26 protein-coding genes are annotated in these 23,540 nt (G+C 54.6%); 18 read left to right on the top strand and 8 right to left on the bottom strand.

Features of this window, described 5'->3' with window-relative positions; translation table 11 throughout:
* Positions 1-23: 23 nt before the first annotated feature.
* The 5 genes from OHJ17_RS07475 (at position 24) to OHJ17_RS07495 (ending at position 6,167) form a co-directional block, all read left to right on the top strand.
* On the top strand, positions 24-1,421 hold the full coding sequence (locus tag OHJ17_RS07475) for an ornithine/lysine decarboxylase DokD (RefSeq protein WP_004174976.1): 1,398 nt from the start codon (positions 24-26) through the stop codon (positions 1,419-1,421).
* Between the two features lie 94 nt (positions 1,422-1,515).
* Positions 1,516-2,937: an APC family permease gene (locus OHJ17_RS07480; RefSeq protein WP_004174978.1), complete on the top strand. Its 1,422-nt coding sequence runs from the start codon at positions 1,516-1,518 to the stop codon at positions 2,935-2,937.
* 1 nt (position 2,938) lies between these two features.
* Positions 2,939-4,042 carry an alanine/ornithine racemase family PLP-dependent enzyme gene (locus OHJ17_RS07485; protein ID WP_023287871.1) on the top strand — a complete coding sequence of 368 codons (1,104 nt, stop codon included), beginning with the start codon at positions 2,939-2,941 and terminating at the stop codon, positions 4,040-4,042.
* A gap of 64 nt (positions 4,043-4,106) precedes the next feature.
* Positions 4,107-5,492 (top strand): amino acid permease, encoded by a 1,386-nt coding sequence (locus OHJ17_RS07490; RefSeq protein ID WP_023287870.1) that lies wholly within the window; start codon positions 4,107-4,109, stop codon positions 5,490-5,492.
* A gap of 105 nt (positions 5,493-5,597) precedes the next feature.
* Entirely contained in the window at positions 5,598-6,167 is a 570-nt protein-coding gene (locus tag OHJ17_RS07495) for a UbiX family flavin prenyltransferase (protein ID WP_002913212.1), read from the top strand.
* Between the two features lie 80 nt (positions 6,168-6,247).
* Here OHJ17_RS07495 and OHJ17_RS07500 read toward each other — a convergent pair whose 3' ends face one another.
* Complete coding sequence (locus tag OHJ17_RS07500; protein ID WP_004140952.1) at positions 6,248-6,409, bottom strand: hypothetical protein; 162 nt, start codon at positions 6,407-6,409, stop codon at positions 6,248-6,250.
* A gap of 40 nt (positions 6,410-6,449) precedes the next feature.
* Here OHJ17_RS07500 and argT point away from each other — a divergent pair, with 40 nt between their 5' ends.
* The 5 genes from argT to hisP all read left to right on the top strand — a co-directional run bounded on the left by argT (position 6,450) and on the right by hisP (position 10,527).
* A complete protein-coding gene (gene argT / locus OHJ17_RS07505; RefSeq protein WP_002913210.1) occupies positions 6,450-7,232 on the top strand; it encodes a lysine/arginine/ornithine ABC transporter substrate-binding protein ArgT in 783 nt (260 codons plus the stop codon).
* A gap of 267 nt (positions 7,233-7,499) precedes the next feature.
* A complete protein-coding gene (gene hisJ / locus OHJ17_RS07510) occupies positions 7,500-8,282 on the top strand; it encodes a histidine ABC transporter substrate-binding protein HisJ (protein WP_002913209.1) in 783 nt (260 codons plus the stop codon).
* A 64-nt stretch (positions 8,283-8,346) separates the two neighbouring features.
* Positions 8,347-9,033, top strand: coding sequence for a histidine ABC transporter permease HisQ (locus tag OHJ17_RS07515; RefSeq protein WP_002913208.1), 687 nt, complete (start codon positions 8,347-8,349; stop codon positions 9,031-9,033).
* Positions 9,030-9,746 (top strand): histidine ABC transporter permease HisM, encoded by a 717-nt coding sequence (hisM, locus tag OHJ17_RS07520; RefSeq protein WP_002913207.1) that lies wholly within the window; start codon positions 9,030-9,032, stop codon positions 9,744-9,746. The genes OHJ17_RS07515 and hisM overlap by 4 nt, the downstream gene beginning before the upstream one ends.
* Positions 9,747-9,753: 7 nt before the next feature.
* On the top strand, positions 9,754-10,527 hold the full coding sequence (hisP, locus tag OHJ17_RS07525; RefSeq protein WP_002913206.1) for a histidine ABC transporter ATP-binding protein HisP: 774 nt from the start codon (positions 9,754-9,756) through the stop codon (positions 10,525-10,527).
* A gap of 5 nt (positions 10,528-10,532) precedes the next feature.
* Here the strand turns inward: hisP and OHJ17_RS07530 are convergent, their stop codons facing one another.
* Complete coding sequence (locus OHJ17_RS07530; protein WP_004140943.1) at positions 10,533-11,060, bottom strand: GNAT family N-acetyltransferase; 528 nt, start codon at positions 11,058-11,060, stop codon at positions 10,533-10,535.
* Between the two features lie 119 nt (positions 11,061-11,179).
* On the opposite strand from OHJ17_RS07530, the gene OHJ17_RS07535 reads away from it, so the two are divergent.
* Entirely contained in the window at positions 11,180-11,296 is a 117-nt protein-coding gene (locus OHJ17_RS07535; RefSeq protein WP_004217247.1) for a hypothetical protein, read from the top strand.
* Here OHJ17_RS07535 and OHJ17_RS07540 read toward each other — a convergent pair.
* The 3 genes from OHJ17_RS07540 to yfcG all read right to left on the bottom strand — a co-directional run bounded on the left by OHJ17_RS07540 (position 11,276) and on the right by yfcG (position 13,245).
* Positions 11,276-12,169 (bottom strand): TIGR01777 family oxidoreductase, encoded by an 894-nt coding sequence (locus OHJ17_RS07540; RefSeq protein ID WP_002913203.1) that lies wholly within the window; start codon positions 12,167-12,169, stop codon positions 11,276-11,278. The two genes, OHJ17_RS07535 and OHJ17_RS07540, sit on opposite strands and share 21 nt — an antisense overlap.
* Positions 12,170-12,187: 18 nt before the next feature.
* Positions 12,188-12,550 carry a dihydroneopterin triphosphate 2'-epimerase gene (gene folX, locus OHJ17_RS07545; protein WP_002913200.1) on the bottom strand — a complete coding sequence of 121 codons (363 nt, stop codon included), beginning with the start codon at positions 12,548-12,550 and terminating at the stop codon, positions 12,188-12,190.
* Positions 12,551-12,615: 65 nt separating this feature from the next.
* Positions 12,616-13,245, bottom strand: coding sequence for a GSH-dependent disulfide bond oxidoreductase (gene yfcG / locus OHJ17_RS07550; protein WP_004174988.1), 630 nt, complete (start codon positions 13,243-13,245; stop codon positions 12,616-12,618).
* A 180-nt stretch (positions 13,246-13,425) separates the two neighbouring features.
* Here yfcG and yfcF point away from each other — a divergent pair, with 180 nt between their 5' ends.
* The 3 genes from yfcF to yfcD all read left to right on the top strand — a co-directional run bounded on the left by yfcF (position 13,426) and on the right by yfcD (position 15,287).
* Positions 13,426-14,064 carry a glutathione transferase gene (yfcF, locus tag OHJ17_RS07555; protein ID WP_004174989.1) on the top strand — a complete coding sequence of 213 codons (639 nt, stop codon included), beginning with the start codon at positions 13,426-13,428 and terminating at the stop codon, positions 14,062-14,064.
* A 62-nt stretch (positions 14,065-14,126) separates the two neighbouring features.
* Positions 14,127-14,678, top strand: coding sequence for a phosphodiesterase (yfcE, locus tag OHJ17_RS07560; RefSeq protein ID WP_004174991.1), 552 nt, complete (start codon positions 14,127-14,129; stop codon positions 14,676-14,678).
* Positions 14,679-14,735: 57 nt separating this feature from the next.
* On the top strand, positions 14,736-15,287 hold the full coding sequence (yfcD, locus tag OHJ17_RS07565; RefSeq protein WP_002913197.1) for an NUDIX hydrolase YfcD: 552 nt from the start codon (positions 14,736-14,738) through the stop codon (positions 15,285-15,287).
* 92 nt (positions 15,288-15,379) lie between these two features.
* On the opposite strand, the gene pta is transcribed toward yfcD, so the two are convergent.
* On the bottom strand, positions 15,380-17,527 hold the full coding sequence (pta, locus tag OHJ17_RS07570) for a phosphate acetyltransferase (RefSeq protein ID WP_002913196.1): 2,148 nt from the start codon (positions 17,525-17,527) through the stop codon (positions 15,380-15,382).
* 200 nt (positions 17,528-17,727) lie between these two features.
* Positions 17,728-18,930, bottom strand: coding sequence for an acetate kinase (gene ackA / locus OHJ17_RS07575; RefSeq protein WP_023287869.1), 1,203 nt, complete (start codon positions 18,928-18,930; stop codon positions 17,728-17,730).
* Between the two features lie 338 nt (positions 18,931-19,268).
* On the opposite strand from ackA, the gene yfbV reads away from it, so the two are divergent.
* From yfbV to OHJ17_RS07595, 4 genes are all read left to right on the top strand, one after another.
* Positions 19,269-19,724: a terminus macrodomain insulation protein YfbV gene (yfbV, locus tag OHJ17_RS07580; protein WP_002913194.1), complete on the top strand. Its 456-nt coding sequence runs from the start codon at positions 19,269-19,271 to the stop codon at positions 19,722-19,724.
* Between the two features lie 87 nt (positions 19,725-19,811).
* Positions 19,812-20,306 (top strand): YfbU family protein, encoded by a 495-nt coding sequence (locus tag OHJ17_RS07585; protein ID WP_002913193.1) that lies wholly within the window; start codon positions 19,812-19,814, stop codon positions 20,304-20,306.
* 11 nt (positions 20,307-20,317) lie between these two features.
* A complete protein-coding gene (locus OHJ17_RS07590; protein ID WP_004174996.1) occupies positions 20,318-20,977 on the top strand; it encodes a sugar phosphatase in 660 nt (219 codons plus the stop codon).
* Between the two features lie 76 nt (positions 20,978-21,053).
* On the top strand, positions 21,054-22,886 hold the full coding sequence (locus OHJ17_RS07595) for an SLC13 family permease (RefSeq protein ID WP_004149189.1): 1,833 nt from the start codon (positions 21,054-21,056) through the stop codon (positions 22,884-22,886).
* Between the two features lie 44 nt (positions 22,887-22,930).
* Here OHJ17_RS07595 and yfbR read toward each other — a convergent pair whose 3' ends face one another.
* The gene (gene yfbR / locus OHJ17_RS07600) at positions 22,931-23,530 is read right to left on the bottom strand and encodes a 5'-deoxynucleotidase (protein ID WP_002913188.1); all 600 of its coding nucleotides are present in this window, start codon (positions 23,528-23,530) and stop codon (positions 22,931-22,933) included.
* Positions 23,531-23,540: the final 10 nt, after the last annotated feature.

Genomic DNA, 23,540 nt, shown 5'->3' on the forward strand with positions numbered 1-23,540 from the left:
CAGAACAACAAGCAGAGGGTGTTATGACTGACTCCATTATCGAAAATTACAATCAATTACGGCAGAAAGTTGTCGAGGACGATCGACGCTTCCAGCAGAAGGACGGCCACCTGTGTTTTGAAGGTGTGGATCTCGATGCTTTAGCGCGTAAGTATCCGACGCCGTTTTATGTTTTCTCTGAACCCGAAATTATTCGTAATATCAAAGAGATCGAACAGGCATTTGCCGCACATAAAAATACAAAAACTTTTTTTGCATCAAAAACCTGTTCCGTCATGGGGGTACTGAAAGCCATTCGGGATGCTGGAATCTGCGCCGAAGCGAATTCGCAGTATGAAGTCCGTAAATGCCTTGAGATTGGTTTTCGCGGGGATCAGATCGTGTTCAACGGTGTGGTGAAGAAGCCCGCCGACCTGGAGTTTGCAATTGCCAACGATCTGTATTTGATCAACGTCGATAGCCTGTATGAACTGGACCATATCGACGCGATCTCTCGTAAGCTGAAGAAAGTGGCTAACGTTTGTGTGCGCGTAGAACCTAATGTTCCTTCAGCCACACATGCTGAACTGGTCACTGCTTTCCACGCTAAATCCGGTCTCGACCTGGAACAGGCAGAAGAGACCTGTCGTCGGATCCTGGAGATGCCTTATGTCCATCTGCGCGGATTGCATATGCACGTAGGTGATCAGGTACCTGAATCAGAACCCTTTGCCAAAGCCACGAAAGTTCTGGTGGACGAATCTCGTCGTCTGGAAGAAGTGTTAGGCATTAAGTTTGATTTGATCAACGTGGGTGGCGGCATTCCGGTTCCTTATAAATACGATGAAGAAAACGGCGACCCGCTCAAAGACAATATGTATGCCGGGATCACCGCGCAGGATTTCGCGGATGCAGTGATCCGCGAGGTGCATAAATGGCGTACTGACGTTGAAATCTGTATTGAGCCAGGGCGCAAAGTCACTGGCTCCGCTGCGGTATTGCTAACAGAAGTCGCCTGTGAAAAGCGTAAAACAAACTATGACCTTGATGGCAATGTGGAGTGCCACGTTGAATGGAAGTTTGTTGATGCGGGGTACAGCATTCTGTCCGATAGCCAGCATTTCGACTGGTTCTTCTATGTTTACAATGCCTCCCGAATGACCGAGGCTCATGATGCATGGATCAAGCTTGCCGGCCCTCTGTGTGATGGTGGTGACTATTTCCATATGGGCGTTAAAGGAGAAGAATTCCTGATGCCGAAATCCACCGCGCCCGGCGATATTGTCGCGTTTCTTGATGCCGGGGCGTATACCATTGAAAGCCAAACTGTCTATAACAACCGCCCGCGTTCTGCCGTGGTGATGATTGATAAAAACGGACATGACCGTTTAATTCGTCGGGAAGATAGTTACGAAGATATGGTCAAGTACGACCTTTATTAAATCTGTGGTTTGGGCTTCAGATAATGACTGAAGCCTCTGGATAACGCGATTCTGCAGGGGCGGTCACGCCCCTGAGGGATAACAGGAGATAGCCATGAGTAACAATAGTTCTGGCTTACTTGGTATTAAAGACATTGTTTTTATGAATGTCATTGCCATTCTTAGTTTGCGACAAATACCCAACGTTGCGCCTTATGGGGCTTCTGCGATGCTGTTATGGGTAATTGCCGCATTTTGTTTGTTCTTTCCTCTGGCAATGGTATGTGGCGAGCTGTCCACCGGTTGGCCGAAAGACGGTGGTATTTTTGTCTGGATTAAGGAGGCGTTTGGGAAACGTATCGCCTGGATTGTGGTGGTTTGTTTCCTGTTTTCATGTGTGCTGTTTTTCCCGCTGATGCTGCAATTCGGTTTTACCGCTCTGGGATATATGATTGGTAATGGTCTGGCAGAAAATAAGGCATTCATCGGCATTGGTTCGGCAGTCATCTTCTGGCTACTGACGCTAATGAATATTCGCGGTATGGAATGGACGAAAATCATCAACAGCGTCAGCGCCTGGTGTGGTGTGTTTATTCCTTCGGCGATTTTAATTATTCTGGCGATTGTCTGGCTGCTCACCGGTCATCCGATGCAGACGAACTATACGAGCGCATCAAACTGGGTACCCGATCTTGGACACTGGGATACCATTGTATTTCTGTCCAGTATGATGTTCGCTTTTGCCGGTCTGGAGGTCGCACCAATGATTGCCGGGCGCACCCGTAACCCGCAGCGTGATTTCCCGCGGGCGATGGCTGTTTCTGCCGCCGTCATTGTCGGGATATATATGGTTGGCACCTGGGCACTGAATACGCTATTACCAGCAGGAAAAACCGATATTGTTGCTGGTGTCATGCAGGCTATGCACGCTGCAGCCGATACTCTCCATATGCCATGGCTGATTCCGGTGATGGCTATCTGCATGTTTTTCGGCGCGTTGGGCCAGATTAACTCATGGCTGGTTGGCCCTATCTACATGCTTCAGGAAGCTTCTCGTGAGGATAACCTGTTAGGCGATAAAATTGCGCAATTGCATCCTGTCTGGAAAACGCCTGCTTTTGCGCTAATGGTTCAGGCGATTATTGTTACGGTATTGTGCTTCTCAACCTTTATCTCGCCAAGCGTTGCGGCGGCCTACTGGATGCTGACTGCGCTCACCACGATAACCTATTTTATCCCCTACCTGGTGATGTTCCCCGCGTTCTGGCGCCTGCGCAAAACGCAGCCTGACACACCACGAAGTTTCAAAATTCCGGGGAAAGTGCTACCTGCCGTACTACCTGCATTAGGTTTTATTTCTATCGCCTTTGCCGTTGTGTTGCTGTTTATTCCGCCATCACAAATCGATATGGGCGGGTATTTCCAGTATGCCGGCAAGATTATTGGTGGGGCATTACTGGCGATTGTTGTCGCTGAATGGATTTACCATCGCGCTTTAAAACGCAATACACGTCTGGGTATGGTGAAGGGGAAATAATATGTATATGCCAACGCTCAAAATCAATTTACGCAAACTGGAAGAAAATGCGCGAACTGAGAAAGCTTTGTTAGCCAGTAGCGGTATTGACGTTATGGCGGTTAATAAAGTCTTTGATGGCTGTGTGGAAACTGCACAGGCAGTTTTTGATGGCGGAATTCATGTTATTGCCGAATCAAGAACTTATAACTTGAAAAAAATCCGTGAGATCGGTTGCACGACTTGTTTACTTCGTAGCCCTTGCCTGAGTGAAATTGAAGATGTCGTTCGCTATGCAGACATTAGCCTAAATAGCGAGCCAGTGGTATTGCGCGCATTATCAGAAGAGGCTCGTCGCCAGGGGAAAACTCACCAGGTGCTACTGATGATAGACATGGGCGATTTACGGGAAGGCATTTGGTTTAGCGAATATCAAAAAATTCTCGATACTATTAACCTTATCAAAACATTGCCTTGTCTCGATCTGTATGGTCTTGGCACTAATTTCAACTGCTATGGCACCGTTCTGCCAACGGTAAAAAACGGCGAGGATTTCCTGGCTCTGGCTTCTCGACTGGAACGAGACAGCGGATTGACGATTCGTCGCTTATCTGCCGGTAATTGTACCAGCTATCACCTGCTGGATAAGGGCATTTGGCCGAAAGGGCTGAACCATCTGCGCATTGGTGGGTTACATGAATTTGGTATCGAATATGTAGAGATGAAATATCTCAATGAATTTCACCACTCCGCAAAGCCTGTAGATAAAGCGTGCTCGGATATGTATGTGCTGGAGGCCGAGATTATCGAGTTAAACAGCAAACCGACAGTCCCGGTTGGTGAGCTGGGGGTGGATGCATTCTTGCAGAGTAAAACCTTTACCGATAACGGCATCCGTAAGCGCGCATTACTGGCATTTGGTCGCCAGGATGTCCCGTCTGATAACTGTGTGCCATGTCATGACAGTATCACCATTCTGGGGCAGACCAGCGATCATACCCTGGTGGATATTGAGGATTGCCCATTACCACTGCAGGTGGGTGATGTGATTAGCTTTGAACTTGATTACACCGGGCTATTGATGGCTTGCCAGACCAAAGGCGTTGCCATCCGATTTATTCGATAAGAAAAACGCTGCGGGTTTGACCCGCAGCGTCATTCTAACCCCCTATAAAAAACAGGGAGGTATGATGAGTACCCTGCAAGAGCCCCCTCTGACAGAGCAAACGGGTGGATTACGCCGTAACTTAAAAAAGCGCCATTTACTGATGATGTCGCTAGGCGGAACGATAGGAACGGGCTTATTTATCGGGATTGCCGAACCCCTGTACAGCGTTGGGCCTGCTGGCACTCTTCTGGCTTATTTATTAGCCGGTGGGATAATGCTGGCGACGATGATGTGTCTTGGCGAATTATCGTGCGCGTTTCCCCACTCTGGCTCATTTCAGCATTATGCATTGATGTTTATTCCAAACCCGATCTGGAGCTATACCATCGGGTGGCTATACTGGTTTAGTTGGGTATTTTCCCTGGCTGCTGATTTAACCGCTGCAGGTTTTATCGCCCACCATTATTTCACCACCATACCTGTCTATGAATTCTGTCTTTATATTCTCATTGCATTAACGCTCGTTAATCTTTTTTCAGCGAAGAGTTTTGGTGAGTGTGAATACTGGCTATCGGCCATTAAAGTTTTTGCTATCGTGTTATTTATTGCGGCAGGAGGTGTCATGATCTATTCGTTATCAGGACATGCCGGCTGGCACCCGACATTAAAAACGTCGGGGGGCTGGTTTCCTCATGGCTGGTGGCAAATTCTGGTTTGCATGACCATCGTTATCTATTCTTTTCAGGGAGTTGAACTGGTCGGAAATGCGGCTGGGGAAACCGAATCGCCCCATACAATTTTACCGAAAGTTATCCTGGGAATTGGTATTCGGATCATTTTATTTTATGGCTTGGCGATTGCTATTCTCGCGCTGGTTTATCCACGTGAACGACTGCCTGATGGGCAAAGTCCTTTTGTTTGGGTCTTTTCCCATGTGGGCATTCCGGGGGCGGATACCTTGATGACGTTGGTGATCTTTTCTGCGGCGGTGTCGGCTGCGAATTCGGCAATTTATGCCAGTTCGCGAATGTTATGGTCGATGGCGGGCGACCATTTCGCACCAGCACGTTTTAGCCGGGTAAGCCGCAATGGCGTCCCGGTGAATGCGATTTTGCTGACTGCCGTTTTGGCACTGGTATCGATGCTTACCCGTTATATTTCCGCACAGCAGTTATATCTCTATTTGATCGCCAGCACCGGGCAGGTAGGGTGTCTGGCCTGGATTGTGATTGGCTGGTGTCAGTATCGTTTCCGGCGTGCGGTGGACCGGGGCGAATATCCAAGTAGCCTGCTGCGCTATCGCTCCCCTTTGTTTCCGTGGGTGGCGGCAATTGTGATAGTCACCAATATCGCCATCATCATCGGCACCTGGTTCAGTCAATCCGGAATGTTGATTATGCTGATAGAATTGTTATTTATGACCTGCATTATCGCGTCATGGTTTATATTCAGGCCCATCCTGAAATAGGAAAAAGTATCTGGTCTTTGTACTTGTAGGTCCTAACGCATCATGGTTGCGTCTGACAGCGTAATCCGGCAAAGTGGCCCCAATTATAGCAACAGGGTGGTCCCCGTGAAACGACTGATTATTGGCATTTCCGGCGCCAGCGGCGCCATTTACGGCGTGCGGATGCTGCAGGTGCTAAGAGATGTGCCGGATATTGAAACTCATCTCATCCTCAGCCAGGCGGCGCGCCAGACGTTGGCCATGGAGACCGACTACTCCGTACGTGAGGTGCAGGCGCTAGCCGATGTGGTGCATGACGCCCGCGATATCGCCGCCAGTATCTCTTCCGGTTCTTTTAAAACCGCCGGGATGGTGATTTTACCCTGCTCAATGAAGACGCTCTCGGGCATTGTCCATAGCTATACGGATGGCCTGCTGACCCGGGCGGCGGATGTCGTGCTGAAAGAGCGTCGTCCGCTGGTGCTCTGCGTGCGGGAAACGCCGTTCCATTTGGGCCATCTGCGTCTGCTGGTTCAGGCTGCAGAGCTGGGGGCGGTGATAATGCCGCCGGTACCGGCTTTTTACCACCGGCCACAAAGCCTGGACGATGTCATCAACCAGACCGTCAATCGGGTACTCGATCAATTTGATATTAGTCTGGAACACGACTTGTTTACCCGCTGGCAGGGGGCCTAGTGTCGCACTATAGTGGTGCATGAAATGTACGCTTGCGCTGCGGTGGTGCAAATTTGTTGCCGCGATCAAATCCTCGACATTTATTTCGTCTTTTTGCGCTCAGGCGCTGCGGTTTCGCCAGTAATGCTGGTATCTTCCCTTTTAAGACAATCCTGCAACTTTATTTTAACAAATTTAACCCTGTTCCCGGCACGCACCGGGAAGATGGCACAAAAACTGCAGGATTGATCGGCAATCACCATAACAAGCAACGCACCACATCACGACACTTAAGGGTACTGTATGAAGAAGACGATTCTGGCTCTCTCTTTACTCGTGGGAATGAGCAGCACGGCCAGCGTGTTTGCTGCTCTGCCGCAGAGCATTCGCATTGGCACTGACGCGACCTATGCGCCATTTTCGTCGAAAGACGCGAAAGGGGACTTTGTTGGCTTTGATATCGATTTAGGCAATGAGTTGTGCTCCCGAATTAAGGTGAAATGTACCTGGGTCGGCAGCGATTTTGACTCCCTGATCCCCTCCCTGAAGGCGAAGAAGATTGATGCCATCATCTCTTCCCTCTCTATTACCGAGAAGCGCCAGCAAGAGATCGCCTTCTCTGACAAGCTATATGCCGCTGACTCGCGTCTGATCGCCGCCAAAGGGTCGCCGATCCAGCCGACGCTGGAGGCGCTGAAAGGCAAGCACGTCGGCGTGCTGCAGGGTTCTACTCAGGAAGCCTATGCTAACGACCGCTGGCGCAGCCAGGGCGTTGACGTGGTGGCTTACCAGAACCAGGATCTGATCTATTCAGACCTCGCAGCTGGCCGTCTGGATGCGGCGCTGCAGGATGAAGTCGCCGCCAGCGAAGGCTTCCTGAAACAGCCTGCCGGGAAAGATTTCGCCTTCGCCGGCCCGTCCGTTAAAGACAAAAAGTACTTTGGCGACGGCACCGGTATCGGCCTGCGTAAGGACGACGCCGAGCTGAAAGCCGCGTTTGATAAAGCGCTGGGCGAAATGCGTAAAGACGGCACCTACGACAAAATGGCGAAGAAATACTTCGATTTTAACGTGTACGGCGACTAAGACTGCTGCAGGCCCGCACAATGGGGTGGGCCTGCCGCCAGGTTCGTATCCATGCCCCAAAAGGGTGCATCTAAACGCGCTGTGGATCATTTCAGTGCAAAAGCAGCCAGTTTTTTGGCTAAAAAATGCATAGTTAAGCGTTTCTGATGCAAAAAATCGGCCTTTCTGGTGCATAAATCTTTGCCCTTAAGGGGCGAATAATGGCACGATAACTGGCGTAAATAGTTCTAATAAACCCGTTAGAATGACAGTCTGTCGAGGATAGTTATGAAAAAACTGGCGTTGTCTCTCTCTTTAGCGCTGGCCCTTTCCAGCGTTTCCACGGTCTTTGCCGCCATCCCGCAAAAAATTCGTATCGGTACCGATCCGACTTATGCTCCCTTCGAATCGAAGAATGCGCAGGGAGAATTGGTCGGTTTTGATATCGATCTGGCAAAAGAGCTGTGTAAGCGTATTAATACGCAATGTACCTTTGTTGAAAACCCGCTGGATGCGCTGATCCCCTCCTTAAAAGCGAAGAAAATCGACGCGATTATGTCTTCGCTGTCGATTACTGAAAAGCGCCAGCAGGAAATTGCCTTCACTGACAAGCTGTATGCGGCAGATTCGCGTCTGGTGGTGAAAAAGGGCAGCCCGGTAACGCCGGATCTCGCCACCCTCAAGGGTAAGCGCGTGGGCGTGCTGCAGGGGACGACTCAGGAAACCTATGGCAATGAGCACTGGGCGCCGAAAGGTATCGAAATTGTCTCCTATCAGGGGCAGGACAATATCTATTCCGACCTGACCGCCGGCCGGATCGACGCCGCGTTCCAGGATGAGGTCGCGGCCAGCGAAGGGTTCCTGAAACAGCCTATCGGTAAAGATTACCAGTTTGGTGGCCCGTCAATCAAAGACGAGAAACTGTTTGGTGTTGGCACCGGTATGGGGCTGCGTAAGGAAGACAACGAACTGCGTGAAGCGCTGAATAAGGCGTTTGCAGAGATGCGTAAGGACGGCACCTACGACAAGCTGGCGAAAAAATATTTCGATTTTAACGTATACGGCGAATAATTCTCACGCCTCGCCATTGCGCGCGTTTCGCGCGCAATGGTGAATGACAGACAGGGTAGGCAGCATGCTGTATGGGTTTTCACAGGTTATTTTGCAGGGTGCGCTCGTCACCCTGGAGCTTGCGCTCAGCTCGGTCGTTCTCGCCGTCCTGATAGGGCTGGCGGGCGCTGGCGCAAAGTTATCGAGCAATCGTCCACTGGCGCTGGTGTTTGAAGGCTATACCACTCTGATCCGCGGCGTGCCCGATCTGGTGCTGATGCTGCTGATTTTCTACGGCCTGCAGATTGCGCTAAACAGCGTTACCGACGCGCTGGGCATGGCCCAGTTTGATATCGATCCGATGATCGCCGGGATTATTACCCTTGGCTTTATCTATGGCGCCTATTTTACGGAAACCTTCCGCGGCGCCTACCTGGCGGTGCCGAAGGGGCATATCGAAGCGGCTACCGCCTTTGGCTTTAGCGGCGGGCAGACGTTCCGGCGTATTCTCTTCCCGGCGATGATGCGCTACGCGCTGCCGGGGATAGGCAACAACTGGCAGGTTATCCTCAAGGCGACGGCGCTGGTCTCGTTGCTGGGGCTGGAGGATGTGGTCAAAGCCACGCAGCTGGCCGGGAAAAGCACCTGGCAGCCGTTCTACTTCGCCATCGTCTGCGGCCTGATTTATCTGGTGTTTACCACCGTTTCTAATGGCGTACTGCTGCTGCTCGAACGCCGCTATACCGTTGGCGTGAAGAGGGCTGACCTGTGATTGAAATTATTCAGGAGTACTGGAAATCACTACTGTGGACCGACGGCTATCGCTTTACCGGCGTGGCGATTACCTTATGGTTGCTGATCTCTTCAGTGGTAATGGGGGGCATCCTGGCGGTGTTTCTGGCCATCGGCCGCGTCTCGAGCAATAAGTTTATCCAGTTCCCCATCTGGCTGTTCACTTACATATTTCGCGGCACGCCGCTGTATGTGCAACTGCTGGTTTTTTACTCCGGCATGTATACCCTGGAAATCGTCAAAGGCACGGAGCTGTTGAACGCTTTTTTCCGCAGCGGGCTAAACTGCACGGTACTGGCGTTAACCCTGAATACCTGCGCCTATACCACTGAAATTTTCGCCGGCGCGATCCGCTCAGTACCCGCCGGAGAAATTGAAGCGGCGCGGGCCTACGGCTTCTCGTCAGTCAAACTGTATCGCTGCATTATTCTGCCTTCCGCGCTGCGGATTGCACTGCCGGCCTACAGTAACGAAGTGATCCTCATGCTGCACTCTACCGCGCTGGCGTTTACCGCTACGGTACCGGATCTGCTGAAAATCGCCCGCGATATCAACTCGGCCACCTATCAGCCGTTCACCGCGTTTGGCATCGCCGCGGTGCTCTATTTAATTATCTCGTATGTGCTGATTAGCTTGTTCCGTAAAGCGGAAAAGCGCTGGTTGCAGCATATCAAACCTTCTTCGACGCATTGAGAACGCCATGTCCGACAATAAATTAAACGTTATCGATCTGCATAAACGCTATGGGGAACACGAGGTGCTGAAGGGCGTCTCGCTGCAGGCGAAAGCCGGGGACGTTATCAGCATCATCGGTTCATCGGGTTCCGGAAAAAGTACCTTTTTGCGCTGTATTAACTTCCTTGAAAAACCGAGCGAAGGCACGATCGTCGTCAGCGGCCAAAATATTGGTCTGGTACGGGATAAAGACGGCCAGCTGAAGGTGGCCGACAAGAACCAGTTGCGCCTGCTGCGCACCCGGTTGACCATGGTGTTTCAGCATTTCAATCTGTGGAGCCATATGACGGTGCTGGAGAACGTCATGGAGGCGCCGATTCAGGTGCTGGGCTTAAGCAAACAGGAAGCGCGCGAACGGGCGGTAAAATATCTGGCCAAGGTCGGGATAGACGAACGTCAGCAGGCGAAGTATCCGGTGCATCTTTCCGGTGGCCAGCAGCAGCGTGTCTCTATTGCCCGCGCGCTGGCGATGGAACCGGAAGTGCTGCTGTTTGATGAACCGACCTCCGCGCTGGATCCGGAACTGGTGGGCGAAGTGTTACGCATTATGCAGCAGCTGGCAGAAGAGGGAAAAACCATGGTGGTGGTGACCCATGAAATGGGCTTTGCCCGCCACGTCTCTTCACATGTCATTTTTCTGCATCAGGGTAAAATTGAAGAAGAAGGGCATCCGGATGCGCTGTTTGGCGCGCCGAAAAGCCCGCGCCTGCAGCAGTTTCTGAAAGGTTCGCTGAAATAATCGGCTCATCCGGCGTCTGCGGACGCCGGATGAGCTTCCCGCTCCAGCCGATAGATCCAGTCATCGTAATCGACGCCGTTCAGATGATAGGCTTTCTCCAGCACCTGGGTGCGCACAAAGCCTTGCTTCTCCAGCAGGCGCGATGAGCCACGGTTTTCACCCAGCACCCAGGCATTGATGGCCTGCACCCCCAGGGTGGTGAAACCATACTCGCAGACCGCCCGCAGCGCTTCGCTGGCATAGCCTTTTCCCTGAGCCTGAGGCAGCAGCGCGTAGCCGACGTCAGCTTCGTGCGGATTTTTCGGACTGATGCGGAGCCCAATATCGCCCAGCGCCTCGCCGAATTTATCGCGCAATACAAACACCCCGGGATCGGCACAGCGACTGACGAAGACGCTGCGCAGCGCCTCCTCGCTTAACACCTCCCCCATAAAACGCATCACCTGCGGATCCTGGCGCAGGCGCAGAAAAAAGGGCCAGTCATCGGTAACAAAGCGGGTAAGCGAAAGGCGTGGTGTGGTGATGGTCGTCATAAAGCAGTCAATACGCAGAAAGAAAAGCCTACCTTAGCACTTTGCTTTGCCAGGTAACACCGGCGAACCGGCCGGCTGGCGGTGAATTCAGGCGATTAAGGGCGCTGGTTGTCCTGAATATGGCGATGCTGCAGCGCCAGGGTGAGGCCATCCAGGCGTGGAGCATGAGCCAGCAGAATGGAATCAGAGGAGCCAATGCTCCCCTGTGTCAGCCATTAACTCAGCACATCCTTTAGCGCTTCGTCCAGATCGTACCAGCGGAAGGCAAAGCCGGCGGCCTCCAGACGCTTTGGCAGCGCGCGCTGGCCGCCGAGCACCAGGACGGCGGATTCCCCCATCAACAGGCGGATAGCGGCTGCGGGAACGCGGAAAATCGCCGGTCGATGGAGCGCATGACCCAGCGCATGGGCGAACTGCTCGTTATGCACCGGGTAGGGAGAAACCATATTGAACGGACCGCGCAGATCGTTATCCAGCAGCCACAGAATGCCGTTAACCATATCGTCGATATGGATCCAGGCCAGGTACTGTCTGCCATTGCCGATAGGCCCGCCGAGGCCGAGCTTAAAGGCGGGTGTCATTTTGCCGAGAATACCGCCCCGCGGAGCCAGTACCACGCCGGTGCGCAGCAGGCAGACGCGGGTGCGCTCGCTTTGCGCTTCGCAGGCAATTTGCTCCCAGCGGGCGCACAGCTTATGGGTAAACTCATTGTGCGGTGGCTCTTCTTCGGTCACCACCACCTCGCCGAGGTCGCCATAGTAGCCGATGGCAGACCCGCTGATCAGCACGGAGGGAGGGGTGTCGCTGGCGTGGATCAGGCCCACCAGCCGCTGCGTGAGATCCCAGCGGCTATGGCACAAGCGTTGTTTTTGCTCGGCCGTCCAGCGTTTATCAGCGATGGGTTCACCCGCCAGATTGATGACGGCATCAATGTCATTGAGGTGGTGATGGCCCTCGAAATCGCGCCACAGGGTGACGCGCGGATCGAGACGGGCGCGGGCGGTATCCGGATGTCGCGTGGAGACCGTGACGCTATGCCCGAGCTCCAGCAATCTGGGTATCAGATGTCGGCCAATCAGGCCGGTACCACCAGTAAGCAGGATCTTCATACCACCTCCCTGACATGGTTAGCGACGCCAGCTCATGGTCATGGACACCGAGTCGGCATAGCGCAGCGCATGAAGTTTATCAATCTCCACTTCAGCATATGTGACCCAGTGATGTTCGCATGCGATATTCAGCACATCCTGAGTTAATTTTTCCAGCAGCGAAAAACGGCCATTCTCAAGATGGCTGATTATACGCTTGGTAATGGTGCGGTAGTTCAGCGCATCATTGATGTCCTCGCTGTCGCGCGCTTTATCGGCAGGGTAGTGAATGGCTACATTCACTACCACGTCCTGGCGGTTGGCGATCTCTTCCTCTTTAATACCAATAAAAGTCCGCAGGCGCAGGTTCTTAATACGAATAATGGCGTCTGGTTGAGACATTGCAGGCTTCCTCCGTGGTGTAAGTCCTGCAATCATACAACAAAGCGCGACGGGCGAGCAGGGGGTTAATAAAGTTGAATTTTTAACATCGCTTCCGCCGTTGCCGGCCGCTGCTTAATGCGCTCATACCAGTTGTGCACCGCCGGATAGTTCGCCAGATCGATACGCTGTCGGACATGGCAGTTCACCCAGGGCCAGGCGGCGATGTCGGCTATACTGTAGTGGTCGCCGCCAAGCCACGGGCTGCATCCCAGACGCTGATTTAGCACCCCATACAGTCGTTGGGTTTCCACCTGAAAACGTTCAATAGCGTAGGGCACGGTTTGCGGCGCGGAGTGGGAAAAATGTTGATTTTGCCCCAGCATCGGCCCCAGCCCGCCGACCTGCCAGAACAGCCACTGCAGCGTGACGTAGCGTTCCCGCAGCTCGCCGCTCAGCAGCTTACCGCTTTTTTCCGCCAGATAGAGCAGGATGGCGCCGGACTCGAAAACGCTCAATGGCGCCCCGCCGTCAGCAGGCATGTGGTCGACGATAGCCGGAACTTTATTATTCGGCGAAATCGCCAGAAACTGCGGATGAAATTGTTCCCCTTTGCCGATATCGACCCGAATTAGCCGATAGGCTAGCTCCGCCTCTTCGAGGAACAGGGTGATTTTGTGGCCGTTTGGGGTGGGTGCATAGTAAAGATCGATCATAATATTTCCCGCCGTCGTGGGTCGCAAACTGTTCGAGTATAGGTGAAGCTGCGCCACCCGGGAGAAATTCCGCAAGCGACCCGGCAGCCAGGCGACGTGTCGTCCGCGCTCGAGCAGTGACATCGCCTGTAAGACAGGCTATGTTGGCTTATTGTCCTGTCTACCACCCTTGAGGAAGCTATGAGCCAGCCTGTCATTACCCTGTGGTCCGATGCCGATTTTTTCTCACCGTACGTGATGTCTGTCTATGTCGCTCTGCAGGAAAAAAGCCTGCCTTTTACCCTTAAAACCGTCGACCTGAACCGCGGCGAACATCTGCAGGCGGGCTGGACAGGCTATGCCGCCACCCGTCGCGTACCGCTGCTGGAGGTTGATGATTTCGCGCTAAGTGAGTCTTCGGCGATTACTGAGTATCTGGATGAGCGTTTCGCGCCGCCGGAGTGGGAGCGCATCTACCCGCATGATCTGCAAAAACGAGCCCGCGCCCGGCAGATCCAGGCCTGGCTGCGCAGCGATCTGATGCCAATTCGTGAAGAGCGATCCACCGCCGTGGTGTTTGACGGGGCGAAAATGCCGGACCTCAGCGAGGCCGGCAGGCAATCTGCGGAAAAGCTGTTTGCCACCGCCACCACGCTACTGGCCCACGGCGGGAAAAATTTATTTGGCGAATGGTCTATTGCCGACGCAGACCTGGCGCTGATGCTCAATCGCCTGGTTCTCAATGGCGATAAGGTACCGGAGGCGCTGGCTGATTATGCGTCTTTCCAGTGGCAGCGGGCCTCAATCCAGCGTTACGTGGCGCTTTCCGCCAAACGCTGAGGCTGATAACCCGCCGCGCTTCCGCTATCATAGAGGCATCGTAACCAGTGGAGATGGAACCTATGAAGCTGATGTTTGCCTCCGATATTCATGGTTCGCTGCCCGCCACGGAACGCGTGCTTGAACGGTTCGCGCAAAGCGGCGCCAGGTGGCTGATCATACTCGGCGATGTGCTCAATCACGGTCCGCGTAACGCGCTGCCTGAGGGGTATGCGCCGGGTGAGGTGGCGGAGCGGTTGAACAGCGTGGCGGAACGCATTGTTGCCGTTCGCGGCAACTGCGACAGCGAAGTGGATCAGATGCTGCTTCGTTTTCCAATGACCGCGCCCTGGCAGCAGGTGCTTAGCGAACGCTATCGCCTGTTTCTGACCCACGGGCATCTCTATAGTCCGGATAATCTGCCGCCGCTGGCCGCTGGCGATGTCCTGGCATATGGCCATACTCATATACCGGTCGCGGAAAAACGCGGCGCAATTTACCTCTTTAATCCCGGCTCAGTGAGTATCCCGAAAGGGGGATATTCCGCCAGCTATGGGCTGCTGGATCAGGGGCGGCTGCAGGTTTTAGCACTCAATGATAATCAGGTTATTGCAGAGGTTGCAATTTACCCGTAATTTAGCCCTCAATCATAAAGACGCGCCGCGAGAGCGCATTTAAAGTAAGGTTTCCTGATGGCGGAACAGAATCATTTGGCAAGCACAGAATGGGTCGATATTGTTAATGAAAACAATGAGGTGATAGCACAGTCCAGCCGCGAGCAAATGCGCGCGCAGTGCCTGCGCCACCGGGCGACCTATATCGTCGTTCATGACGGAATGGGGAAAATTCTGGTGCAGCGACGCACCGAGACAAAAGACTTTCATCCGGGCATGCTGGATGCCACCGCTGGCGGCGTCGTGCAGGCTGATGAGCAGCTGCTGGAATCGGCCCGTCGCGAGGCGGAAGAGGAGTTAGGCATCGCCGGGGTGCCGTTTGCCGATCACGGCCAGTTTTATTACGAAGACAAATTCTGCCGCGTCTGGGGAAGTCTGTTTAGCTGCGTCTCCCACGGGCCGTTCGCCCTGCAGGAAGAAGAGGTCAGCGAGGTGTGCTGGTTAACGCCGGAAGAGATCACCGCCCGCTGCGATGAGTTCACGCCGGACTCCCTGAAAGCGCTGGCGCTGTGGATGACCCGCAACGCCGGTAATGAGTATGATGATGCGGAAGAGAGCGAGCGCGAATAAAGATCGCAAACGCGCGACAGCAATCGTCGCTCGCCTCCTGACGACAAAAAGGCAGCCATTCGGCTGCCTTTTGCTTTGACCACAGCGGCAGATTACTTCTGCTGCTGAGCCGATTGGATCGCGGTCAGTGCGATGGTATAGACGATATCGTCTACCAGCGCGCCACGGGACAGGTCGTTGACCGGCTTGCGCATACCCTGCAGCATCGGCCCGATGGAGATCAGGTCGGCAGAGCGCTGTACCGCTTTGTACGTGGTGTTACCGGTGTTCAGATCCGGGAAGATGAACACGGTCGCGCGGCCAGCTACCGGTGAGTTCGGCGCTTTGGACTTCGCTACGTCAGCCATCACCGCGGCGTCATACTGCAGCGGGCCGTCGATCATCAGGTCAGGACGTTTTTCCTGGGCCAGACGGGTCGCTTCGCGGACTTTCTCGACATCGCTACCCGCGCCGGAGGTACCGGTGGAGTAGGAGAGCATCGCCACGCGCGGCTCGATGCCGAAGGCAATCGCGGATTCAGCGGACTGAATAGCGATTTCCGCCAGCTGCTCGGCGGTCGGGTCCGGGTTGATCGCGCAGTCGCCGTAAACGTAAACCTGTTCCGGCAGCAGCATGAAGAACACGGAGGAGACCAGCGAGCTGCCCGGCGCGGTTTTGATCAGCTGCAGCGGCGGACGAATGGTGTTGGCAGTGGTGTGAACCGCGCCGGATACCAGACCGTCGACTTCGTCCTGTTCCAGCATCAGGGTGCCGAGAACCACGTTGTCTTCCAGCTGCTCACGCGCGACCGCTTCGGTCATGCCTTTGTTCTTACGCAGTTCGACCAGGCGACCCACATAGCTTTCGCGAACCACTTCCGGATCGACGATTTCAATGCCGGCGCCAAGCTCAACGCCCTGGGCCGCGGCTACGCGGTTGATCTCATCCGGGTTACCCAGCAGGACACAGGTGGCGATCCCGCGTTCGGCGCAAATCGCCGCCGCTTTCACGGTACGCGGTTCGTCGCCTTCCGGCAGAACGACACGTTTGCCGGCTTTGCGCGCCAGCTCGGTCAGCTGGTAGCGGAAGGCTGGCGGAGAGAGACGGCGGCTGCGCTCGGAGGTCGCGGTCAGCGATTCGATCCAGTCGGCGTTGATGTAGTTGGCCACGTATTCCTGAACTTTCTCGATACGCTCGTGATCGTCAACCGGTACTTCGAGGTTAAAGCTCTGCAGGCTCAGGGAGGTCTGCCAGGTGTTGGTGTTGACCATGAATACCGGCAGGCCGGTCGCGAAAGCGCGTTCACACAGCTTGCTGATGCGCGCGTCCATTTCATAGCCGCCGGTCAGCAGAATGGCGCCGATTTCCACGCCGTTCATTGCCGCCAGGCAGGCCGCAACCAGCACGTCAGGACGGTCTGCGGAGGTAACCAGCAGAGAACCAGGGCGGAAGTGTTCCAGCATGTGCGGGATGCTGCGCGCGCAGAAAGTCACGGATTTCACGCGGCGGGTATTGATATCGCCTTCGTTAATGATGGTCGCATTCAGATGATGAGCCATGTCGATCGCGCGGGTCGCGATCAGATCGAAGCTCCATGGCACTGCGCCCAGCACCGGCAGCGTGCTGCCTTTCTGCAGCTGAGCCGGGTCAATCTTCACGATTTTTGCTTTCGACGAGTCGTCGAAAATTTCCGACAGGTCAGGACGGGTACGGCCCTGATCGTCGACAGGGGCATTCAGTTTGTTGACGATAACGCCGGTGATGCTGGTATTTTTGGCGCCGCCAAAGCTGTTACGGGTCAGTTCGATACGCTCGTTCAGCTGTTCTGGCGTGTCGGTGCCCTGAGACATCACGAAGACGATTTCAGCGTTCAGCGTTTTGGCGATTTCAAAGTTCAGCGCCTGGGCGAACTGATGCTTACGGGTCGGTACCAGGCCTTCCACCAGCACCACTTCCGCGTCCTGAGTATTCGCGTGGTAGTTGGCAATGATCTCTTCCATCAGCACATCTTTCTGATTGCTGGAGAGCAGAGACTCAACATGGCTCATCTTCAGCGGTTCAGCGGCGGTGGTGGTGGAGGAGCTGGCGCGAACGATGGTGGTGGTCTGGTCTGGGGCATCGCCACCGGAACGCGGCTGGGCGATAGGTTTAAAGACGCTCAGACGAACGCCTTTGCGTTCCATAGCGCGGATCACACCGAGGCTGACGCTGGTCAGACCTACGCTGGTACCGGTAGGAATTAACATGATAGTACGGGACACGGTATATCCTCTTTCGTTACCGCCAGTATCAGGCGGGATACAAAACAGCACCGCCAGCTATCCGTCATCTTTCAAGTTGCACGTGCGTTGGCTCTACTTGCTCACCCCGGTGGCGTACGCGCTGTACGCGGCCGGGGTTTTGCTGTGTCGCCGCCTTCCTGCAGCTCGAATTATTGCGGGTCAGGGCTGGCGATGTGGAATTATGCGGTCAGACGGCTGGCGTCTTGCGCGATGACCAGCTCTTCGTTGGTCGGGATAACCACGGCAGGACGGGTGCCTTCTTTGTTGATGAAGCCAGACTTGCCGAAGCGGGCAGCAAGGTTACGCTCATGGTCAACTTCAAAGCCCAGTACGCCCAGTTTGCCCAGCGACAGCTCACGCACCATCGCGGCGTTTTCACCGATACCACCGGTGAAAATAACGGCGTCAAGACGGCCGTCCATCAGCGCGGCGTAGGAACCGATGTATTTCGCCAGGCGGTGGCAGTAAACGTCCATTGCGCGTTTAGCGTCGGCTTTTTCCTGATAGTTGTCTTCCACGTAGCGGCAGTCGCTGGTGACTTCGGTCAGACCCAGCAGGCCGGACTCTTTGGTCAGCATTTTGTTGATCGCGTCAACGCTCATGCCCAGGGTGTCGTGCAGATGGAAGATGATGGCCGGATCGATGTCACCGGAGCGGGTACCCATCACCAGGCCTTCCAGCGGGGTCAGACCCATGGAGGTGTCAACGCATTTACCGTTACGGATAGCGGAAACAGAACCACCGTTGCCGAGGTGGCAGGTGATGATGTTCAGCTCTTCCACCGGCTTGTTGAGGATCTTAGCGGCTTCCTGAGTCACGTAGAAGTGGCTGGTGCCGTGCGCGCCGTAACGACGAACGCCGTGCTCTTTGTACAGGCTGTACGGCAGGGCGTAGAGATAGGATTCTTCCGGCATGGTCTGATGGAACGCCGTATCGAATACAGCCACGTTTTTGTCTTTCAGGTGCGGGAAGGATTTCAGCGCTTCAGCGATGCCGATCAGGTGTGCCGGGTTGTGCAGCGGTGCGAAAGACGCGGCGTCTTTAATACCCTGAATTACGGACTCGTCGATCACCACGGAGCTGGTGTATTTTTCACCGCCGTGTACGATACGGTGGCCGATTGCGGTCAGCTGAGCAGACAGTTCTGGTTTTTGTGCCAGAATAGTGTTAACGATAAAGTTCAGCGCTTCACTGTGCGCGGCGCCCGCGCCTAACTCGGCTTCTTGTTTGCTGCCGTCCATTTTCCATTTGATACGGGCTTCCGGCAGGTGGAAGCATTCCGCTAAACCGGACAGATATTCGTCGCCGTTCACGGCGTCAAGGATAGCAAATTTCAGAGAGGAGCTACCGCAGTTCAGAACCAGTACTAACTTACTCGACATGGAAGTACCTTTTTATGATACGTGGCTAAAAAAACGTCAGTGTGTCATTAGCGTAGCGCAGGATGACCTCGACATTTATGATTAACATCATGCCTTGTTCTGTTTTCGGGCACGATGAGAGAAGTACATTTGATTTTATGCCATTTTGCATAATTTTCAGCCAATGGCAGAATATGCGATAATTTGACTAGCCTGGCAAAGAGTCTAACCGCCCTTTCAGGCGGGCACAGGATACCTGATTGCGGCATCCTTTGCCAAAATCTTTTGAACGATGTCATGCATAGTTGGTGTTTTGCACGAATTTTTTTAAGTTTTATATGTAAAGTTGAGGTAAAGCCATGTCGACCCCTGAGAAACGCCCCGTTAGCTTCTTTAGCTTGTTCAACCGCGGGCAGCATTACGCAAAGACCTGGCCTCTCGACAAGCGCCTCGCGCCGGTGTTTATTGAAAACCGCATTATTCGTGCCACCCGCTATGCCATCCGCATCATGCCGCCAATCGCCATTTTTACCCTCTGCTGGCAGATAGCTCTTGGCGGCCAGCTGGGCCCCGCCGTCGCTACCGCGCTGTTTGCGCTGAGCCTGCCGATGCAGGGACTCTGGTGGTTGGGTAAGCGTTCGGTGACGCCGCTGCCGCCCTCCATTCTTAACTGGTTCTATGAAGTGCGCGGTAAACTGCAGGAGGCGGGGCAGGCGCTGGCACCGGTCGAAGGCAAGCCCGATTATCAGGCGCTGGCTGACACGCTTAAGCGCGCCTTCAAACAACTGGATAAAACTTTCCTTGATGATTTGTAATTCACTACGGAAAACGCATATAAAAGAAGGCGCATGATTTATGCGCCTTCTTTATTTCACGCCCTACCGTGCTACAGGAGTCACAACATGGAAATGACCAATGCGCAGCGTCTGATTTTATCCAATCAGTACAAAATGATGACGATGCTCGACCCGGATAATGCGGAACGCTACCGTCGTCTGCAAACCATCATAGAGCGAGGGTATGGGCTACAGATGCGTGAACTGGACCGCGAGTTTGGCCAGCTGACGGAAGAAACCTGCCGTACCGTTATTGATATCATGGAGATGTACCACGCGCTGCACGTCTCCTGGACCAACCTGAAAGACGCGGCGGGTATCGATGAACGCCGGGTCACCTTCCTCGGATTTGATGCCGCCACCGAAGCGCGTTATCTCGGTTATGTGCGTTTTATGGTCAACGTTGAAGGCCGCTACAGCCATTTTGACGCCGGTACCCATGGCTTTAACTCGCAGACTCCGATGTGGGAGAAATATCAGCGGATGCTGAGCGTCTGGCACGCTTGCCCGCGCCAGTATCATCTGAGCAGTAATGAAATTAATCAAATTATCAACGCCTGAGGGAGGTGCCCGTGCAGTGTAAAGGTTTCCTGTTCGATTTAGACGGGACGCTGGTGGATTCCTTGCCGGTGGTGGAGCGTTCATGGTGCAAGTGGGGGGATCGTTTCGCCATTGACCATGATGAAATTCTCAGTTTTATTCACGGCAAGCAGGCCATTACCTCCATTCGCCATTTTATGCCGGGGCGCAGCGAGGAGGATATCCAGGCCGAATTTCGCTACCTCGAGCAGATAGAAGCCACTGATATTGAGGGTATCGTCGCGCTGCCGGGGGCATTAGCCCTGCTGAATACGCTCAATGAGGCCGGGATCCCGTGGGCGATTGTCACCTCCGGCTCGATTCCGGTTGCCCACGCGCGTCACCGCGCGGCGGGCCTGCCGATGCCTGAGGTGTTCGTCACCGCCGAGCAGGTGAAACACGGCAAACCGGCGCCGGACGCCTATCTGCTGGGCGCCGAGCGGCTGGGTCTGCCTGCCGGGGAGTGCGCGGTGGTGGAAGATGCGCCGGCGGGGCTCCTCTCCGGACTGGCGGCCGGCTGTCGCACTATCGCGGTCAACGTGCCCGCCGATGCCCCTCGCCTGGATGAAGCCGACCTCGTGCTGAGCAGCCTGGAAGATCTGGTGGTTGAACGCCAGACTGACGGCGTGGTAAATGTGCGTCTTAAAGCGTAAACCCATGATTTCGCCCCGCGTCGTCGGGGCTTTTTTATGCCACTATGTCGACTCCCACTTGTGACAAGGAAACGTTGTGAACGGTGAATTGATTTGGGTTTTATCCCTCCTGGCCATCGCGGTTGTGCTGTTTGCTACCGGCAAGGTGCGCATGGATGCTATCGCCCTGATGGTCATTGTCGCCTTTGTCCTCAGCGGAACGCTGACGTTAAATGAAGCTTTTTCCGGATTCAGCGATCCTAACGTGATCCTGATTGCCGCCCTGTTTATTATCGGCGATGGCCTGGTGCGCACCGGAGTCGCCACCAAAATGGGGGCATGGCTGGTGAGCGTGGCGGGGAACAGCGAAACCAAAATGCTGATCTACCTGATGCTCACCGTCGCCGGTCTGGGCGCGTTTATGAGCTCCACCGGGGTGGTCGCCATTTTCATCCCGGTGGTACTTAGCGTCTCGGCGCGGATGAATACCTCGCCATCGCGGCTGATGATGCCGCTGAGCTTCGCCGGGCTTATCAGCGGGATGATGACCCTGGTGGCGACGCCGCCCAACCTGGTGGTCAACAGTGAATTGCTGCGCGAGGGACTGCACGGCTTCAGCTTTTTCAGCGTCACGCCGATTGGCCTGGTGGTGCTGATCCTGGGCATCGTCTATATGCTGGCGGTGCGCTTTATGCTGAAGACGGATAATGGCGACTCCGCACGCGATGGGCGAAAAAGAAGCACCTTCCGCGATTTGATCCGCGAGTATCACCTCACCGGCCGCGCTCGCCGGCTGGCCATCCGCCCGGGTTCGCCGATGATCGGTCAGCGGCTGGATGATTTAAAGCTGCGTGAGCGCTACTGCGCCAACGTGATCGGCGTTGAACGCTGGCGGCGGTTCCGCCGGGTAATTGTCAACGTCAACGGGGTATCGGAATTTCGCGCCCGCGACGTCCTGCTGATCGATATGTCCGCCTCCGATGTCGATTTACGCCAGTTCTGCGGCGAGCAAATGCTTGAGCCGATGGTATTGCGCGGCGAGTATTTTGCCGATCAGGCGCTGGATGTGGGGATGGCGGAGGTGGCGCTGATCCCGGATTCAGAGATGATTGGCAAAACGGTGCGTGAGATAGCCTTCCGCACCCGGTTTGGTCTCAATATCGTCGGCATGAAGCGCGATGGCAAAGCGATGGATGGTTCGGTGGTCGACGAGCCGCTGCAGCTCGGCGATATCCTGCTGGTGGTCGGCAACTGGCGGCAAATTGCCCTGCTGGCGAAGCGCGGCCGGGATTTCGTGGTGCTCAATATGCCGGTTGAGGTCGATGACGCTTCGCCCGCCCACAGCCAGGCTCCGCATGCGATTTTCTGCCTGGTGCTGATGGTAGCCCTGATGCTCACCGATGAAATTCCCAACCCGATTGCCGCGATTATCGCCTGTCTGCTGATGGGCAAATTCCGCTGCATCAATGCCGAGAGCGCCTACAAGGCGATCCACTGGCCGAGCATTATTTTGATTGTTGGGATGATGCCGTTTGCCCTGGCGCTGCAAAAAACCGGCGGGGTGGATCTGGTGGTGAAGGGACTGATGGATGTCGCCGGAGGCGAGGGGCCTTATCTGATGCTCGGCTGCCTGTTCATGATGTGCGCGGCGATTGGGCTGTTTATCTCAAACACCGCCACGGCGGTGCTGATGGCGCCTATTGCCTTAGCGGCGGCGAAGTCAATGGGCGTCTCTCCCTATCCTTTTGCCATGGTGGTGGCGATGGCGGCTTCGGCGGCGTTTATGACCCCGGTCTCCTCGCCGGTTAACACCCTGGTGCTTGGCCCTGGCAAGTACTCATTTAGCGATTTTGTCAAAATAGGCGTGCCCTTTACCATACTGGTGATGGTGGTCTGCGTCCTGCTGATCCCGGTACTGTTTCCGTTTTAAGATATTCTGGCCGGGTAGAGCACAACCGCCGCCCGGCCAGAACCTTACAGCGGCGAATCCTGGCTAATTTCGTCCAGCGACAGCTGGAAGCTTGGGACGAACACTTGCATAAAGTAATCCATCTCCGCGCTGCGCCGCGATGCCAGGGTCTTTTCCAGCCGACCTTTGGCCAGCAGAAATTCGTTATTGCCTGCAGACAGCTCTTCGAGGCACTTCAGGTAAGCGCAGAGGGCGTCAGCCTGTTTAACGATCGACTGCTCTTCCTCACTGTAGTGATGCTCATCAATCAGCGGCTCGAAAATATCGCGCAGCTCGTCAGGGACCATATCCACCAGCTTTTGCTGAGCAATTTTCTCAATCGCCTTATATTCCTGGGCAATCTGCGAATTGAAATATTTCACCGGGGTAGGGAGGTCGCCAGTTAATACTTCGGAGGCGTCATGGTACATCGCCAGCAGGGCGATACGTTCGGCGTTGACCTGGCCGCCAAATTTGCGGTTTTTAATCGCCGCCAGCGCGTGGGCGACCATCGCCACCTGCAGGCTGTGTTCGGAGACATTTTCGGTGCGCACGTTGCGCATCAGCGGCCAGCGGTTAATCAGTTTCAGGCGGGAGAGGTGGGCAAAGAAATGACTCTGACTCATAGGGACCCTT

This window comes from Klebsiella sp. KP20-425-1, from assembly GCF_025813515.1.
Taxonomy (GTDB): Bacteria; Pseudomonadota; Gammaproteobacteria; order Enterobacterales; family Enterobacteriaceae; genus Klebsiella; species Klebsiella pneumoniae.

Coding starts and splice junctions, on each gene's coding strand:
- yfbR (WP_002913188.1), bottom strand. CDS start 23,530: ATGAGTCAGAGTCATTTCTTTGCCCACCTCTCCCGCCTGAAACTGATT.
- folX (WP_002913200.1), bottom strand. CDS start 12,550: ATGTCTCAACCAGACGCCATTATTCGTATTAAGAACCTGCGCCTGCGG.
- yfcF (WP_004174989.1), top strand. CDS start 13,426: ATGAGCCAGCCTGTCATTACCCTGTGGTCCGATGCCGATTTTTTCTCA.
- OHJ17_RS07535 (WP_004217247.1), top strand. CDS start 11,180: ATGGCGATGCTGCAGCGCCAGGGTGAGGCCATCCAGGCGTGGAGCATG.
- yfcD (WP_002913197.1), top strand. CDS start 14,736: ATGGCGGAACAGAATCATTTGGCAAGCACAGAATGGGTCGATATTGTT.
- hisP (WP_002913206.1), top strand. CDS start 9,754: ATGTCCGACAATAAATTAAACGTTATCGATCTGCATAAACGCTATGGG.
- OHJ17_RS07585 (WP_002913193.1), top strand. CDS start 19,812: ATGGAAATGACCAATGCGCAGCGTCTGATTTTATCCAATCAGTACAAA.
- argT (WP_002913210.1), top strand. CDS start 6,450: ATGAAGAAGACGATTCTGGCTCTCTCTTTACTCGTGGGAATGAGCAGC.
- OHJ17_RS07530 (WP_004140943.1), bottom strand. CDS start 11,060: ATGACGACCATCACCACACCACGCCTTTCGCTTACCCGCTTTGTTACC.
- OHJ17_RS07480 (WP_004174978.1), top strand. CDS start 1,516: ATGAGTAACAATAGTTCTGGCTTACTTGGTATTAAAGACATTGTTTTT.
- OHJ17_RS07485 (WP_023287871.1), top strand. CDS start 2,939: ATGTATATGCCAACGCTCAAAATCAATTTACGCAAACTGGAAGAAAAT.
- yfbV (WP_002913194.1), top strand. CDS start 19,269: ATGTCGACCCCTGAGAAACGCCCCGTTAGCTTCTTTAGCTTGTTCAAC.
- OHJ17_RS07540 (WP_002913203.1), bottom strand. CDS start 12,169: ATGAAGATCCTGCTTACTGGTGGTACCGGCCTGATTGGCCGACATCTG.
- OHJ17_RS07500 (WP_004140952.1), bottom strand. CDS start 6,409: ATGGTGATTGCCGATCAATCCTGCAGTTTTTGTGCCATCTTCCCGGTG.
- OHJ17_RS07490 (WP_023287870.1), top strand. CDS start 4,107: ATGAGTACCCTGCAAGAGCCCCCTCTGACAGAGCAAACGGGTGGATTA.
- yfcG (WP_004174988.1), bottom strand. CDS start 13,245: ATGATCGATCTTTACTATGCACCCACCCCAAACGGCCACAAAATCACC.
- ackA (WP_023287869.1), bottom strand. CDS start 18,930: ATGTCGAGTAAGTTAGTACTGGTTCTGAACTGCGGTAGCTCCTCTCTG.
- hisJ (WP_002913209.1), top strand. CDS start 7,500: ATGAAAAAACTGGCGTTGTCTCTCTCTTTAGCGCTGGCCCTTTCCAGC.
- OHJ17_RS07515 (WP_002913208.1), top strand. CDS start 8,347: ATGCTGTATGGGTTTTCACAGGTTATTTTGCAGGGTGCGCTCGTCACC.
- yfcE (WP_004174991.1), top strand. CDS start 14,127: ATGAAGCTGATGTTTGCCTCCGATATTCATGGTTCGCTGCCCGCCACG.
- OHJ17_RS07475 (WP_004174976.1), top strand. CDS start 24: ATGACTGACTCCATTATCGAAAATTACAATCAATTACGGCAGAAAGTT.